The 14,468-nt window shown below is 70.9% G+C and carries 15 protein-coding genes; 12 read left to right on the top strand and 3 right to left on the bottom strand.

Annotated elements, in window-relative coordinates; all coding sequences use genetic code 11:
- Positions 1 to 546 precede the first annotated feature (546 nt).
- The 4 genes from AC6F7H_RS04350 (at position 547) to AC6F7H_RS04335 (ending at position 4,089) form a co-directional block, all read left to right on the top strand.
- On the top strand, positions 547 to 1,200 hold the full coding sequence (locus tag AC6F7H_RS04350) for a response regulator transcription factor (RefSeq protein WP_406725090.1): 654 nt from the start codon (positions 547 to 549) through the stop codon (positions 1,198 to 1,200).
- 4 nt (positions 1,201 to 1,204) lie between these two features.
- Positions 1,205 to 2,455 carry a sensor histidine kinase gene (locus AC6F7H_RS04345; protein WP_500755311.1) on the top strand — a complete coding sequence of 417 codons (1,251 nt, stop codon included), beginning with the start codon at positions 1,205 to 1,207 and terminating at the stop codon, positions 2,453 to 2,455.
- A 391-nt stretch (positions 2,456 to 2,846) separates the two neighbouring features.
- Positions 2,847 to 3,143, top strand: coding sequence for a DUF4193 domain-containing protein (locus tag AC6F7H_RS04340; protein ID WP_003993510.1), 297 nt, complete (start codon positions 2,847 to 2,849; stop codon positions 3,141 to 3,143).
- Between the two features lie 13 nt (positions 3,144 to 3,156).
- Positions 3,157 to 4,089 carry a hypothetical protein gene (locus tag AC6F7H_RS04335; protein WP_500755309.1) on the top strand — a complete coding sequence of 311 codons (933 nt, stop codon included), beginning with the start codon at positions 3,157 to 3,159 and terminating at the stop codon, positions 4,087 to 4,089.
- Positions 4,090 to 4,144: 55 nt separating this feature from the next.
- Here the strand turns inward: AC6F7H_RS04335 and AC6F7H_RS04330 are convergent, their stop codons facing one another.
- Positions 4,145 to 4,606, bottom strand: a complete 462-nt coding sequence (locus AC6F7H_RS04330; RefSeq protein WP_363041417.1) for a DUF3093 domain-containing protein — start codon at positions 4,604 to 4,606, stop codon at positions 4,145 to 4,147.
- A gap of 56 nt (positions 4,607 to 4,662) precedes the next feature.
- Between AC6F7H_RS04330 and AC6F7H_RS04325 the strand changes: the two genes are divergently transcribed.
- The 8 genes from AC6F7H_RS04325 to AC6F7H_RS04290 all read left to right on the top strand — a co-directional run bounded on the left by AC6F7H_RS04325 (position 4,663) and on the right by AC6F7H_RS04290 (position 12,286).
- Positions 4,663 to 5,247, top strand: coding sequence for a PaaI family thioesterase (locus tag AC6F7H_RS04325; protein ID WP_500755307.1), 585 nt, complete (start codon positions 4,663 to 4,665; stop codon positions 5,245 to 5,247).
- Complete coding sequence (gene dut, locus AC6F7H_RS04320) at positions 5,244 to 5,804, top strand: dUTP diphosphatase (RefSeq protein ID WP_500755305.1); 561 nt, start codon at positions 5,244 to 5,246, stop codon at positions 5,802 to 5,804. The genes AC6F7H_RS04325 and dut overlap by 4 nt, the downstream gene beginning before the upstream one ends.
- Before the next feature lies 1 nt (position 5,805).
- On the top strand, positions 5,806 to 6,567 hold the full coding sequence (locus AC6F7H_RS04315) for a DUF3710 domain-containing protein (RefSeq protein ID WP_500755304.1): 762 nt from the start codon (positions 5,806 to 5,808) through the stop codon (positions 6,565 to 6,567).
- Positions 6,568 to 6,740: 173 nt separating this feature from the next.
- On the top strand, positions 6,741 to 7,445 hold the full coding sequence (locus AC6F7H_RS04310) for an ABC transporter ATP-binding protein (RefSeq protein ID WP_500755303.1): 705 nt from the start codon (positions 6,741 to 6,743) through the stop codon (positions 7,443 to 7,445).
- A 317-nt stretch (positions 7,446 to 7,762) separates the two neighbouring features.
- The gene (locus AC6F7H_RS04305; protein WP_500755302.1) at positions 7,763 to 10,366 is read left to right on the top strand and encodes a sensor histidine kinase; all 2,604 of its coding nucleotides are present in this window, start codon (positions 7,763 to 7,765) and stop codon (positions 10,364 to 10,366) included.
- Positions 10,363 to 11,040, top strand: a complete 678-nt coding sequence (locus tag AC6F7H_RS04300; protein ID WP_109380174.1) for a response regulator — start codon at positions 10,363 to 10,365, stop codon at positions 11,038 to 11,040. The genes AC6F7H_RS04305 and AC6F7H_RS04300 overlap by 4 nt, the downstream gene beginning before the upstream one ends.
- 76 nt (positions 11,041 to 11,116) lie before the next feature.
- The gene (locus AC6F7H_RS04295) at positions 11,117 to 11,515 is read left to right on the top strand and encodes an OB-fold nucleic acid binding domain-containing protein (protein ID WP_363041406.1); all 399 of its coding nucleotides are present in this window, start codon (positions 11,117 to 11,119) and stop codon (positions 11,513 to 11,515) included.
- A gap of 3 nt (positions 11,516 to 11,518) precedes the next feature.
- A complete protein-coding gene (locus tag AC6F7H_RS04290) occupies positions 11,519 to 12,286 on the top strand; it encodes a DUF3159 domain-containing protein (RefSeq protein WP_500755300.1) in 768 nt (255 codons plus the stop codon).
- Positions 12,287 to 12,639: 353 nt separating this feature from the next.
- Here the strand turns inward: AC6F7H_RS04290 and AC6F7H_RS04285 are convergent, their stop codons facing one another.
- Together AC6F7H_RS04285 and AC6F7H_RS04280 are read right to left on the bottom strand one after the other, a co-directional pair.
- A complete protein-coding gene (locus AC6F7H_RS04285) occupies positions 12,640 to 13,317 on the bottom strand; it encodes a potassium channel family protein (RefSeq protein WP_279333371.1) in 678 nt (225 codons plus the stop codon).
- Positions 13,317 to 13,988: a potassium channel family protein gene (locus tag AC6F7H_RS04280; protein ID WP_500755299.1), complete on the bottom strand. Its 672-nt coding sequence runs from the start codon at positions 13,986 to 13,988 to the stop codon at positions 13,317 to 13,319. The genes AC6F7H_RS04285 and AC6F7H_RS04280 overlap by 1 nt, the downstream gene beginning before the upstream one ends.
- Positions 13,989 to 14,468: the final 480 nt, after the last annotated feature.

Below are 14,468 nucleotides of genomic sequence, written 5' to 3'. Positions count from 1 at the left end.
ACGTCTGCGGTGGATGACCGGCGCCGCTCGGCCTGGGGCTACGGCGTCGGACACCCGGGTCCGCTCTGCGGGAAACGGACTGATGCGCACCGCGGTGTGGCACGGTGCGAGCAGAGCGTGATCGCGGGATGTAAACCCGTCCTCCCCAGGCTCCCTTCCGCGGAAACCTCACCGCACGAGAAAATCTCGTATTCCCGTGCCGTTCGTCCGGACTTTCCCCTGTCCCATGCCCCCGCGCCACCCCCGTTCCCGGTGGCGGACCCCGCCTTGGAGCTCCGGACGAAATGGGCGTCCGATCAGCCCGCGGCGTCGTGGGATCCCCGCTCATGGGGGTCCCTCCCGCTCGAGCGAAGTCGAGAGTGGGGGAGGGCCGAGAGCTCGGGGGAGTGCGTGCCGGGCGTCGTGTGCCGGGCGCCCATTTCGTCCGGAGCTCTTACAGCCGACTTATGGCCGAAAAGGGCAGGATGGAGGCAACGCACCCACCGGCACCCCGCCCGCATGCGCTCCGAAGCGCTGCCCGGCGGGACTTGAGGAAGGACAAGCGACGTGCGCGTACTCGTCGTCGAGGACGAGCAGCTGCTCGCCGATGCGGTGGCCACCGGACTGCGCCGGGAGGCCATGGCCGTCGACGTCGTGTACGACGGTGCGGCCGCCCTGGAGCGCATCGGCGTCAACGACTACGACGTGGTCGTCCTCGACCGCGACCTCCCCCTCGTGCACGGCGACGACGTGTGCCGCAGGATCGTCGAACTCGGCATGCCCACGCGCGTGCTGATGCTCACGGCCTCCGGCGACGTCAGCGACCGGGTCGAGGGCCTGGAGATCGGCGCCGACGACTATCTGCCCAAGCCCTTCGCGTTCAGCGAGCTCATCGCGCGCGTGCGCGCTCTGGGGCGGCGTACCAGCGTGCCGCTCCCGCCGGTCCTGGAGCGCGCCGGGATCAAGCTCGACCCCAACCGCCGCGAGGTGTTCCGCGACGGCCAGGAGGTCCAGCTCGCGCCCAAGGAGTTCGCCGTCCTCGAGGTGCTCATGCGCAGCGAGGGTGCCGTCGTCTCCGCGGAGCAACTGCTGGAGAAGGCCTGGGACGAGAACACCGACCCGTTCACCAACGTGGTGCGGGTGACCGTCATGACCCTGCGCCGCAAGCTGGGCGAGCCACCGGTCATCGTGACCGTCCCCGGCTCGGGCTACCGGATCTGATCCCGTGGCCGCCACCCCCACGCCCGCCCAGGGGTCCCCGCAGGCACCTCCGAAGCCCACCTGGGACCCCCACCACAGGCCGGTACCGCCCTTCCCCTGGCTGCGTCCCACCATCCGGATACGGCTCACCCTGCTCTACGGCGGCATGTTCCTGATCGCCGGCATCCTGCTGCTGTCGATCATCTACCTGTTCGCCGCGAACGCGCTGAGGGTGGGCAGCGACCTGCCCTTCGAAATCCGCTCCGGACGGGTGGCCAGCGACATCTGCCATCTGCGCAGCGCGCAGCTGCCCGCGGAGGAGCTGAACAGAGCGCTGAACGAGTGCGTCAACGAGCAGCGCCAGCATGCCCTGGACAACCTGCTCAGCCGCTCCCTCCTCGCCCTGCTCGGCCTCGCGATCATCGCCTTCGCCTTCGGATACGCGATGGCCGGCCGCGTGCTGTCGCCGCTGGGCCGGATCACCCGCACCGCACGCGCGGTGGCGGGCTCCGACCTGTCCCGCCGGATCGAGCTGGACGGCCCGGACGACGAGCTCAAGGAGCTGGCCGACACCTTCGACGACATGCTGGAGCGGTTGCAGCGGGCCTTCACCGCCCAGCAGCGCTTCGTCGGCAACGCCTCGCACGAACTGCGCACCCCGTTGGCGATCAATCGCACACTCCTCGAGGTGCACCTCTCCGATCCGAACGCGCCGGTGGAGCTCCAGCAGCTCGGCAAGACGCTGCTGGCCACCAACGAGCGCAGCGAACAGCTCGTCGAGGGCCTGCTGCTGCTCGCCCGCAGCGACAACCAGATCATCGAGCGCAAGCCGGTGGATCTCGCCGAGGTGGCCTCCCAGGCCATCGACCAGGTGCATGCGGAGGCACAGGCCAAGGGCGTGGAGATCCGCGGCGACCGCAAACCCGCGGTCGTCCAGGGCAACGGCGTACTGCTGGAGCGGATCGCGCTGAACCTGGTGCAGAACGCAGTGCGCTACAACGTGGCCGAGCGGGGACGGGTGGAGGTCACCACCCAGGTCCAGCACGGACAGGCGGTCCTGGTGGTGAGCAACACCGGTCCGGTGGTTCCGGCGTACGAGATCGACAATCTGTTCGAGCCTTTCCGGCGGTTGCGCACCGAGCGGACGGGCAGCGACAAGGGGGTCGGACTGGGGCTCTCCATCGTCCGGTCGGTGGCGCGGGCGCACGGCGGGCACATCTACGCCCAGCCGCGAGAGGGGGGCGGACTCGTGATGCGGGTCACCCTGCCGATCTGACATCATGTCGCCGACACACGGGGGTGTTCGCTTTCGGCGGAATTTTCGAAGGGTGTCCCCGCCGCCCCCCTGTGGGATCGCTCACAAGAGCGTTTCTCGATTCATCCACCCTCTGTGATCACGAACTTGCCGAAAGGCCGGGAAAGTCCTGGTTTTCGGGAGCCTTGATCACGGGAAGTACACGGTGGGGCGGCTTTGAAGTGCCGTGTGGGAACCGTGTACGGTCCCCATCGCATCCAAGCCGATCACTCGTGAGGAGTTCGGTTGGGTGTCGATTGAGTAACAGACCTTGATGTGAGGCAAAATCTCCGCCTCAGGTCGGGCACAAGTCCGGCCTCTCACGCGTTAGTGCGCTGGAGACACCGCATACACCCAGAGGGGGAGAGCGACAATGGCAACCGATTACGACACTCCACGCAAGACCGACGACGACGTCGACTCGGACAGTCTTGAAGAGCTGAAGGCCCGCCGCAACGACAAGTCGGCCTCGGCCGTGGACGTCGACGAGTTCGAGGCTGCCGAAGGCCTCGAGCTGCCCGGAGCGGACCTTTCGAACGAGGAACTGGCCGTCCGGGTCCTGCCCAAGCAGCAGGACGAGTTCACGTGCATGAGCTGCTTCCTCGTGCACCACCGCAGCCAGCTGGCCCGGGAGAAGAACGGTCAGCCGATCTGCCGCGACTGCGACTGAGGACGGGTCGGCCGTGACCGGCTCGACCCCTCCTCGGAAGCGCCGCCTCCTCGCGAGGGGAGCGGACTCGGGGCCGCAGGACGGCCCTCAGTGCGACACGCGTGACCACGAGCGAGGCTCAACCGACACCGGGGCGGCCTCGCTCGAACCCGCGGTCGACCGGGGTGACCTCCCGGTATCCGCGGAGGTCACCACCACCGCACCGGTGGCTCGCCGACGGGCCGCGGAGTTCCGGGACAAGGCCAGGGAAGGCGTCCGCAGGGGCGGTGCCCGCGCGCGTGCGGGCCTGGCGTATCTCACGGACCGGATCATCGAGATGGCCCCGCGGGTGCCCGTGAGGGACCTGCGGACGCTGCGGGGGCAGTTCCCCGGGCTCGGTCCCGAGGAGCTCGCGGACAAGCTCGTGGCGGGCGCGGCGAGGGCCACGGCGACGGTCGGGGCCGGAGTCGGCGCGGCGGCGATGATGCCCGTGCCGCCGGCGATGCCGACGGAGCTGGCCGCCGAGGTCACCGGCGTCGCCGCGATCGAACTGAAACTGATCGCCGAACTCCACGAGGTCTACGGCGTACGACCCGCGGGCAGCCTCGCACAGCGCAGCACCGCGTACCTGAACGCCTGGTCGCAGGAGCGCGGAATCGAGGCGACCAAGCCCTCCACCGTGAGTGCGGCGATGAACAGCCGCATGAAGCGCGAACTGCGCCAGCGGATCATGAAGCGCACCGTGCGCAATCTGCCGAACCTCATGCCGTTCCTGGTGGGAGCCGCCGTCGGTGCGGTCATGAACCGCAGGGACACCAGAAAGCTCGCCGCCCGTGTCCAGGCCGACCTGCGCAGGATCCAGGTTCCCTGGGACGCCCTGCCCGAGCTCCCGGCCCTCGAGACCCCGGCCGACGCCCTGCACCTGGACGCGTTCACCGGAGAGAAGGGCGGACGCGGAGCCCCTTGAACCCCGCCCCGGCCTGTGCAGCCGTTCCGCCCCGGAGAGGCCCTGCCCAGCCGTGCTAGGCGGCGGCCTTCGCCGCCCGCAGTGCCTCCGCCAGCCGTTGCGGCTCACGCGTCGACAGGAAGGCGTACGGCGTCGGGTCCTCCGGGTCGGTGATCTCCACCCGGACCGCCCCCGGGATGTAGGCCCGCAGCAGCATGAAGCAGCGCGGGTCCGCCCGGTGGGTGCGCCAGGCGCGGGCTTCCTCGGCGTCCAGGACCTCAGCCTCGCCCAGTGCCGTCACCGGGATCCTCGCCTCACCGGCGATCAGCAGGCCGCCCACGACCCGGATGCGCACCGAGCCGTACGCGCTGACCACGACCGCCGCCGCGGCGCTGCCGACGGCCAGGCCGCCGAGCATCGGCAGGGTGCCGAGCGGCAGCACGATCAGGGCCAGCGAGACACCCGCGAGCAAGGAGATCAGCCACCAGGAGCGGGGCGCGGTCAGGCGTTCTTCGTACGGGGCGGCGGAGAGCTGCATGGATCCAGCTTGGCAGGTGTCGGAGGATGGCCGACGCGCGGGTAAGGTCTGCGCCTGTGAGTGGTACTTCCTCAGTTCTTCAGCCTCCCGCCGACGCCGTGAAACCGGTGCGCCACCCGGACGCGCCCGCACCCGGCGAGCTCCTGGGCGCGCACTACGGCCAGTGTTTCGGCTGTGGCGGCGAACAGCCCCACGGACTGCACCTCGAGGCGCGGGCCGGCGAAGGGGTGTCGGTCACCGCCGCGTTCACCGTGCGGCCCGCCCACCAGGGTGCCCCCGGCCTGGCGCACGGCGGGGTGCTCGCCAGCGCCCTGGACGAGACGCTCGGCTCGCTGAACTGGCTGCTGCGCACGATCGCCGTGACCGGCAGGCTCGAGACCGACTTCGTCCAGCCCGTGCCGGTCGACACCACGCTCCATCTGGAGGCGGAGGTGACCGCGGTGGCGGGCCGGAAGATCTACTCCACCGCCACCGGACGCATCGGCGGCCCCGGCGGCCCGGTCGCCGTCCGCGCCGACGCGCTCTTCATCGAGGTCAAGGTCGACCACTTCATCGACCACGGACGCCCCGAGGAGATCCGGGCCGCCATGGAGGACCCGGACCAGGTCCGCCGCGCCCGTGCCTTCGAGGTGAACCCGTGAGCGAGCCCCGCCGCGGCGAACTCCGGGTACTGCTCCGGCGCGTCGACCCGGACGTACCGCTTCCGGAGTACGAGCACCCCGGTGACGCGGGAGCCGATCTGCGCACCACCGAGGCGTGCGAACTGGCGCCCGGCGAGCGGGCCGTTCTGCCCACCGGAGTGTCTGTGGCCCTGCCCGAGGGGTACGCGGCCTTCGTGCACCCGCGATCCGGTCTTGCCGCCCGCTGCGGCGTCGCCCTGGTGAATGCCCCGGGGACGGTTGATGCCGGGTACCGTGGGGAGATCAAGGTGATCGTGGTGAATCTCGACCCGCGCGAGGCCGTGCGGTTCGAGCGCTTCGACCGGATTGCCCAACTGGTCGTCCAGCAGGTCGAGCGGGTCCGTTTCGTGCCGGTCGCGGAGCTGTCCCGCTCGGCACGGGCCGAGGGGGGCTTCGGGTCCACCGGCGGCCATGCCGCGGTGGAAAGTAAGAGCGGCACAAGCGTTCAGGCCGCCGAAGGCGGCGCAGCGGGTGGGAATCGATACGCTTCGGTCGTATCCGACCGGGAAGGACAGTGACGTGTTCGGACGTCGCAAGAAGAGGGATGCCGCCGAGGACGCGGCCGGCGAGGCCGAGCAGGTCGTCGACGGTGTCGACACGGAGGCGGAAGGCGAGCGCGAGCGACTGAGGCTCGAGCCCGCACCACGGCCCGACGGGCCCTGGGACAGTTCCGAGGTGAGCGCGCCCGGCGAGGGCCGGGTCGACCTGGGCGGTCTGTTCGTGCCCGGCGTGGACGGCATGGAACTGCGGGTCGAGGTCGCGGGCGACGCGATCGTCGCGGCCACCGTCGTGGTGCACGACAGCGCCATCCAGTTGCAGGGCTTCGCGGCCCCCAAGCGCGAGGGCATCTGGAGCGAGGTCCGCGAGGAGATCGCGTCCGGCATCACCCAGCAGGGCGGCATCATCGACGAGGTCGAGGGTCCGCTGGGCTGGGAGCTGCGCGCCCAGGTGCCGGTGCAACTGCCGGACGGCACGGGCGGTTTCCAGGTCGTACGGTTCGTCGGCGTGGACGGCCCGCGCTGGTTCCTGCGCGGGGTGATCTCGGGTCAGGGCGCGGTGCAGCCGCAGGCCGCCGGGCTGCTGGAGCAGATCTTCCAGGACACGGTCGTGGTGCGCGGGGACGGCCCGATGGCGCCGCGCGACCCGATCGTCCTGAAGCTGCCGAACGACGCCCAGATGGTCCCCGAGGGCGTGCAACAGGACGAGGGCTCCGAGGGCTCCCGCTTCGCGGGCGGCATGGGACAGCTGGCGCGCGGCCCGGAGATCACCGAGGTCCGCTGAGCCCGTTGGGTCAGCTGAGTCAGTCGAGCGGAGCAGGGGCCGCACCCGACCGGGTGCGGCCCCTGCCCGTCCCACCCGTTCCGACCTGTTGATCGACAGGGTGCCCGGCAGCGATACTGGCGGCCCGGTCCGGCGGCGACGCGCGCGACCGGTACCCGGGGGAGGGCGGGCGAATGAGCCAGGCGGTCGGCCAGGTGGTCACCGAGACCATGGTGCGCGTCGAGAACGTGCACAAGTCCTACGGCACCGGAGCCGCCGCGGTCCACGCCCTGCGCGGTGTCTCCTTCGACGTACCACGCGGTGAGCTGGTCGCCCTCAAGGGGCGCTCGGGCTCCGGCAAGACCACCCTGCTCAACATCGTCGGTGGTCTCGACACCCCGGACGAGGGGCGGGTCACCGTCGACGGGCTCGCCATCGCCGACCTGGACGAGAACGGGCTGCTCGCCCTGCGCCGGGACCGGATCGGCTTCGTCTTCCAGTCCTTCGGGCTGATCCCCATCCTCACCGCGGCCGAGAACGTGGGGGTCCCGCTCCGGCTGCGCCGCGCCGACCCGCGCGAGCGCGAGGAACGCGTGGACCTGCTGCTGTCCCTGGTGGGCCTCGCCGACCACGCGGCACAGCGGCCGGGCGAGCTGTCCGGCGGCCAGCAGCAGCGGGTCGCCATCGCCCGCGCCCTCGCCAACAACCCGGCCCTGCTCATCGCCGACGAGCCGACCGGTCAGCTCGACGCGGAGACCGGGCACTCCGTGATGGAACTGCTGCGCGCGGTCGTACGCAGTGAGCAGGTCACCGCGGTCGTCGCCACGCACGACGCGACCCTGCTCGACCTCGCCGACCGCGTCCTGGAACTGGGCGACGGCGAGATCGTCGAACCCTGACGGCCGACCGGCGGCGTCCAGCCGAGTCCGTCAGGGTTCCGTCAAAGACGCTCTTCCTGCCCCGACCAGCGCCTTTCGCCACGCCGGACGACCGTAGGGTCGACTCTGCACGGGCAACAGGGGTCACCCGGACAGCGCTGCCCTCAGACCGGAAGACAATGAGGGCGTGACTGCGCTCCCCCTCCCGAAGGAAGGGGGCTTTCAACCCGAGGATTGCGGTCCAGCCCGAACCGATCCCTTGCGGGACACCAGAAACGTACATCAGGGATTCGATTCCCCCACCGGCTGAAGCCGGTGGTTTCCTCGAAAGAGGTCCGATGGGACGCGGCAGACTTCGGATCCATCTCGGCGCGGCACCGGGCGTCGGCAAGACGTACGCGATGCTGTCCGAGGCGCAGCGCCGTGTCGAGCGGGGCACCGACTGCGTGGTGGGGTTCGTCGAGCACTACGACCGGCCGCGCACCAAGGCGTTGCTGGACGGTCTCGAACAGGTACCGCGCAAGGAACTGGAGCACCGCGGCGCCGTCCTGCCCGAGATGGACCTCGACGCCGTCCTCGCCCGCCGCCCCCAGGTGGTCCTCGTCGACGAACTCGCCCACACCAATGTGCCCGGCGCGCGCAACGCCAAGCGCTGGCAGGACGTGGAGGAGCTGCTGGCCGCCGGGATCGACGTGCTGTCGACCCTCAACATCCAGCACCTGGAGTCCCTCGGCGACGTCGTGGAGTCGATCACCGGCGTACGGCAGCGGGAAACCGTGCCGGACGAGGTGGTACGGCGGGCCGAACAGATAGAACTGGTCGACATGACGCCCGAGGCGCTGCGCCGCCGGATGGCGCACGGCAACGTCTACCAGCCGGACAAGGTCGACGCGGCCCTGTCGAACTACTTCCGCCCCGGCAACCTCACCGCGCTGAGAGAACTCGCGCTGCTGTGGGTGGCCGACCGGGTCGACGAGTACCTGCAGCGGTACCGCAGCGAGCACGACGTCTCGGCCATCTGGGGCTCACGCGAACGGATCATGGTCGGCCTGACCGGCGGGCCCGAGGGCCGCACCCTGATCCGCCGTGCCGCGCGGCTCGCGGAGAAGGGCGCCGGGGGCGAGGTGCTCGCGGTCTACATCGCCCGCGGCGACGGACTCACCGCTGCCTCGCCGGGGGAGCTGGCCGAACAGCGGACCCTGGTGGAGAACCTGGGCGGCACCTTCCACCACGTCGTCGGGGACGACATCCCGGCCGCCCTGCTCGCCTTCGCGCGCGCGGCGAACGCCACCCAGATCGTGCTGGGCTCCTCGCGCCGCAAGGCGTGGCAGTACGTCTTCGGTCCCGGCGTCGGCGCGACCGTCGCGCGGGACTCCGGTCCCGACCTGGACGTGCACATCGTCACCCACGAGGCGATCGCCAAGGGACGCGGACTGCCGGTGGCCCGGGGCGCCCGGCTCGGACGGTCACGGGTGGTGTGGGGCTGGGCGGTCGGGGTGGCGGGTCCCGCGGTGCTGGCCCTGCTGCTCAACGCCTTCGACCCGGGCCTGGCCAACGACATGCTGCTGTTCCTGGCGCTGACCGTGGCGGCGGCCCTGCTCGGCGGCCTGCGGCCGGCCCTGGCCTCGGCGGCCTTCGGCTCGCTGCTGCTGAACTACTTCTACACCCCGCCCCTGCACCGCTGGACGATCTCCGACCCGAAGAACATCGTCGCCATCGTGATCTTCGTCGCCGTCGGTGCGGCGGTGGCGTCCGCCGTCGACCTCGCCGCCCGCCGTACCCATCAGGCGGCCCGGCTGCGCGCCGAGTCGGAGATCCTCTCCTTCCTGGCCGGCAACGTGCTGCGCGGCGAGACCGGTCTGGAGGCGCTGCTGGAACGGGTCCGCGAGACATTCGGCATGGAGTCGGCGGCGCTGCTGGAACGCGCCGGCGACGTCGAGCCCTGGACCTGCGCCGGGCGGGCCGGTACGGGACCGGTCCTCGAACGGCCCGACGACGCGGACGTGGACGTTCCGGTCGGGGACCACATGGCGCTCGTACTGACCGGCCGGGTCCTGCCCGCAGAGGACCGCAGGGTGCTGGGCGCCTTCGCGGCCCAGGCCGCCGCCGCCCTGGACCGCCGGCGGCTGCGCGCCGAGGCCGACCGGGCGCGCACCCTCGCCGAGGGCAACCGCATCCGCACCGCCCTGCTGGCCGCCGTCAGCCACGACCTGCGCACCCCGCTCGCCGGGATCAAGGCGGCGGTCTCCTCGCTGCGCTCCGAGGACGTCGACTGGTCGCCCGAGGACCGGGCCGAGCTGCTGGAGGGCATCGAGGGCGGCGCCGACCGACTGGACCACCTGGTGGGGAACCTGCTCGACATGTCCCGGCTGAACACCGGCACGGTCACCCCGCTGATCCGCGAACTCGACCTCGACGAGGTGGTGCCCATGGCCCTCGGCGGTGTCCCCGAGGGAAGCGTCGCCCTGGACATCCCGGAGACGCTGCCCATGGTCGCCGTCGACCCCGGACTGCTGGAGCGGGCGGTGGCCAACCTGGTCGAGAACGCCGTCAAGTACGCTCCGGCCGGCACCACCGTCCTGGTCGCGGCGAGCGCGCTCGCCGACCGGGTCGAGGTGCGGGTGGTCGACCGCGGCCCCGGCGTCCCCGACGACGCGAAGGACCGCATCTTCGAGCCCTTCCAGCGTTATGGTGACGCCCCGCGCGGTGCCGGTGTCGGCCTCGGCCTGGCGGTGGCGCGCGGCTTCGTGGAAGCCATGGGCGGCTCGCTGAACGCGGACGACACCCCCGGGGGAGGCCTCACCATGACGCTGACCCTCCGCGCGGCGGGAACACCGACGGAACCCGGCCGCCCCGCCGAAACGGAACCCGGCCGCCCCGCGGAGTCGGCGGAGCCGGCCCGTCCCGCAGAACCGGAAAGACCTGAAAGGCAGTCCTCATGACCCGTGTGCTGGTGGTCGACGACGAGCCGGCGATCGTGCGCGCCCTCGTGATCAACCTCAAGGCCCGCTCGTACGAGGTCGACGCCGCCCAGGACGGTGCCGAGGCCCTCCGCCTGGCCGCCGCCCGCCACCCCGACGTGGTCGTCCTCGACCTGGGCCTGCCCGACATGGACGGTGTCGAGGTGATCAGGGGACTGCGCGGCTGGACCCGGGTGCCGATCCTGGTGCTCTCCGCCCGGCAGGCCTCCGACGAGAAGGTGCAGGCGCTCGACGCGGGAGCCGACGACTACGTCACCAAGCCCTTCGGCATGGACGAGCTGCTGGCCAGGCTCCGCGCCGCCGTGCGCCGGGCCGAGCCCTCCGGCGAGGACGACCTGAGGGTGGAGACCGACGGGTTCACCGTCGACCTGGCCGCGAAGAAGGTGCACCGGGACGGCAAGGACGTGCGGCTGACCCCCACCGAGTGGCATCTGCTGGAGGTGCTGGTGCGCAACGGCGGCCGCCTGGTCGCGCAGAAGCAGCTGCTGAAGGAGGTCTGGGGGCCCTCGTACGGGACGGAGACCAACTACCTGCGCGTGTACATGGCGCAGCTGCGCCGCAAGCTGGAGGCCGACCCGTCCCACCCGAAGCACTTCATCACCGAGCCTGGCATGGGTTACCGCTTCGAGCGGTGAACGCACGCCCCCGGCGGTTCGAGCCGGGTCACCTGGGGGTACGTAACCGTCGGGGCACCCCGGTACGCTTTCAGACATGAGTGCTGTTCCTCGCTCGGACAAACCGGCGGGCCGGTTCCGGCGTATGCTCGATCGGCTCTCCTCGTCGCAGGAGGACCTGGAGTCCGAGGAGCTGCGTGAGGACACGGAGACCGCCGGCTGTACGCCGATAGACGACTGTCAGGACCGGCAGATCGTCACGGTTACTGGTACGTTGCGCACGGTCACGCTGCGGCCGCGCGCGGGAGTCCCGGCCCTGGAGGCCGAGTTGTTCGACGGCTCCGCCGCGCTGGACGTGGTGTGGCTCGGTCGGCGCTCCATCGTCGGGATCGAACCGGGGCGCAAGCTGATCGCATCGGGCCGTATCGCCATGAGCAGGGGTCGCCGGGTGCTGTTCAATCCGAAATACGAACTGAGACCCCTCGGACGGGAGTAGCCGGTGACGTCGCTCGACAAGCCGACAACCGAAGACACATCCGCCGACGACGCCAAGGCGGTGACCGAGGCCGCCCTGTTCGAGGCGTTCGGCGGAGTGCGGGGCATGGTCGAGACGGTGCTGCCCGGACTCCTCTTCGTCAGCATCTACACGATCAACAAGGATCTGCACATGTCGGCGATCGCGGCGCTCGCCGTGTCGCTGGTGATGGTCGTGGTCCGGCTGGTGATGAAGGACACCGTCAAGCACGCCTTCAGCGGCGTCTTCGGCGTCGGCTTCGGTGTGGTCTTCGCGATGATGACCGGCAACGCCAAGGACTTCTACCTGCCCGGCATGCTCTACACCCTGGGCCTGGCCCTGGCGTACATCATCACCGCGATGGCCGGTGTCCCGCTGATCGGCCTGATGCTGGGTCCCGTCTTCCGGGAGAACCTCTCCTGGCGCACCCGTAACCCGGGCCGCAAGAAGGCGTACACCAAGGCCAGTTGGGCCTGGGGCCTGATCCTGCTCGGCAAGAGCGCGATCCTGTTCCCGCTGTACTGGTGGGCGGACACGACGCAGCTGGGCTGGGTCCTGGTCGCCCTGAAGATCCCGCCGTTCCTGCTCGCCGTGTACCTGACGTGGGTGTTCCTGGCGAAGGCGCCGCCGCCGATCGACGTGTTCGCGGAGATGGAGGCGGAGGAGCGGGCCGAGGAGGAGCGCAAGGCCGCCCGCGAGGCGAAGACGGCGGAGAACGGCGGGGCGACGACCGGCCGGCACCGCCGCCCCTGAGTTCCGCACCCGAATACGTGAGTGGGGGCGCCCGGAGATCACCGGGCGCCCCCACTCACGTACGGCCGTCGGCCAGGGCCTGTCCGGCGGATCATGCCGCAGACGCGGGGGCCGGCACTTCCTCCCCCGAGCTCTTCGAGCAGGGGACCCCCATCGCGTCGACTCCCTCCTCCGCCTTGCGGCTGACCGCTCCCCCACTCTCGACTTCTCCCCCACTCTCGACTTCGCTCGAGCGGGAGGGACCCCCATGAGCGGGAGGGACCCCCATGAGCGGTAGGGACCCCCATCGCCGCCGCTCACCCGCACTGACAAGGCACCGCTGATTTCCCGCAGCCTGATCCGCCGGACAGGCCCTAGCGCGCGGCGTCGTTCCGGCGTACCGACAGCAGGTCCTCCAGTTGCTCCTCGCGGGACTGGGCGGCCACGAAGAGCAGCTCGTCGCCCGCCTCCAGGGAGTCCTCCCGGGTCGGCGTGAGAACGCGCGTCCCACGGATGATCGTGACCAGCGAGGTGTCCTGGGGCCACTGGACGGCGCCGACCTGGGTGCCCGCCAGCGCCGACTCCTCGGGCAGGGTCAGCTCGACCAGGTTGGCGTCACCGTGGCTGAAGCGCAGCAGCCGGACCAGGTCGCCGACGCTGACCGCCTCCTCCACCAGGGCCGACATCAGGCGCGGGGTGGAGACGGCGACGTCCACGCCCCAGGACTCGTTGAACAGCCACTCGTTCTTGGGGTTGTTCACCCGGGAGACGACGCGCGGGACGCCGTACTCCGTCTTCGCCAGCAGGGACACGACCAGGTTGACCTTGTCGTCGCCGGTCGCGGCGATGACGACGTTGCAGCGCTGGATCGCCGCCTCGTCCAGGGACGTGATTTCGCAGGCGTCGGCGAGCAGCCACTCGGCCTGCGGAACGCGCTCGACCGAGATGGCGGTCGGCGCCTTGTCGATGAGCAGAACCTCGTGGCCGTTCTCCAGCAGCTCACCCGCGATCGAGCGGCCGACGGCGCCGGCTCCGGCGATGGCGACCCTCATCAGTGACCGCCCTCCTCTTCGGAGCCCTTGGCGAACGCCGCCTCGACCCGGTCGATCTCATCGGTGCGCATCATCACGTGCACCAGGTCCCCCTCCTGCAACACCGTCTGGGAGCTGGGCAGGATCGCCTCGCCGAGCCGGGTGAGGAAGGCCACGCGGACGCCGGTCTGGTCCTGCAGTTTGCTGATCTTGTGCCCCACCCAGGCCGGGGAGGTGTGCACCTCGGCGAGCTGGACCCCGCCGGTGGGGTCGCGCCACAGCGGCTCCGCGCCCGAGGGGAGCAGCCGGCGCAGCATCTGGTCGGCGGTCCAGCGGACCGTCGCGACCGTGGGGATGCCCAGGCGTTGGTAGACCTCCGCGCGGCGGGGGTCGTAGATGCGGGCGGCGACGTTCTCGACGCCGAACATCTCACGGGCCACCCGCGCGGCGATGATGTTGGAGTTGTCCCCACTGGAGACGGCGGCGAAGGCGCCGGCCTCCTCGATGCCCGCCTCGCGCAGGGTGTCCTGGTCGAAGCCGATCCCGGTGATCCGGCGGCCGTTGAACGCGGAGCCCAGACGGCGGAAGGAGGTCGGGTCCCGGTCGATCACGGCGACCGTGTGCCCCTCCTCTTCCAGGGTCTGGGCCAGGGCGGAACCCACCCTCCCGCAACCCATGATGACAATATGCATCGCCTCACACCGCGCTTCCTGCAGGCCCGTCGATCTTCATGGCCATCGTGCTCATGTCTCTCTTTCGGCTCGCCGGGCAACCCGTGGCGGCCTGAGTGCGGACCGCCGGGCAACATCATGCCGGGGTGGCGCGCTTCCGGTGCCCTCCGGGGCTCCGGCCGCAGCGTGCGGGTGCCGCGTCCGGGCGCCCGGGTCCAACGTATCGGCACGGCGGGGCGATCAGCGGCGGGTGATGCTGCGCACGCTCGCCAGGGTCAGAACCCCGAGGCCGAGAAGCGCGGCCAGGGCACCGATCAGTTCGGCGGACGCGTGCATGGAACCTCCACGGAGGGGCAGCGGACGGGGCCCAGTCATATAGGCATGGAACCGTCGCCTCCCGCGGAACCCGCAGCGCCACCATCCCGTGTTTTCACCCGGAGAGCAGAGGCGCCCGCCCGTGTCGCGCCCCGCGACACGGGTCCCGTACGGAACCCGTTCGGA

Source organism: Streptomyces sp. MMS24-W38 (assembly GCF_059889265.1).
Note: the sequence above shows the minus strand (reverse complement) of the source record. Positions and strands in the feature narration are given on the sequence as shown.

Bases quoted from the DNA above. Each gene is read 5' to 3' on its own strand.
- AC6F7H_RS04300 (WP_109380174.1), top strand. From the start codon at position 10,363: ATGACCCGTGTGCTGGTGGTCGACGACGAGCCGGCGATCGTGCGCGCC.
- AC6F7H_RS04330 (WP_363041417.1), bottom strand. From the start codon at position 4,606: ATGCAGCTCTCCGCCGCCCCGTACGAAGAACGCCTGACCGCGCCCCGC.
- AC6F7H_RS04340 (WP_003993510.1), top strand. From the start codon at position 2,847: ATGGCAACCGATTACGACACTCCACGCAAGACCGACGACGACGTCGAC.
- AC6F7H_RS04295 (WP_363041406.1), top strand. From the start codon at position 11,117: ATGAGTGCTGTTCCTCGCTCGGACAAACCGGCGGGCCGGTTCCGGCGT.
- AC6F7H_RS04280 (WP_500755299.1), bottom strand. From the start codon at position 13,988: ATGCATATTGTCATCATGGGTTGCGGGAGGGTGGGTTCCGCCCTGGCC.
- AC6F7H_RS04285 (WP_279333371.1), bottom strand. From the start codon at position 13,317: ATGAGGGTCGCCATCGCCGGAGCCGGCGCCGTCGGCCGCTCGATCGCG.
- AC6F7H_RS04310 (WP_500755303.1), top strand. From the start codon at position 6,741: ATGAGCCAGGCGGTCGGCCAGGTGGTCACCGAGACCATGGTGCGCGTC.
- AC6F7H_RS04305 (WP_500755302.1), top strand. From the start codon at position 7,763: ATGGGACGCGGCAGACTTCGGATCCATCTCGGCGCGGCACCGGGCGTC.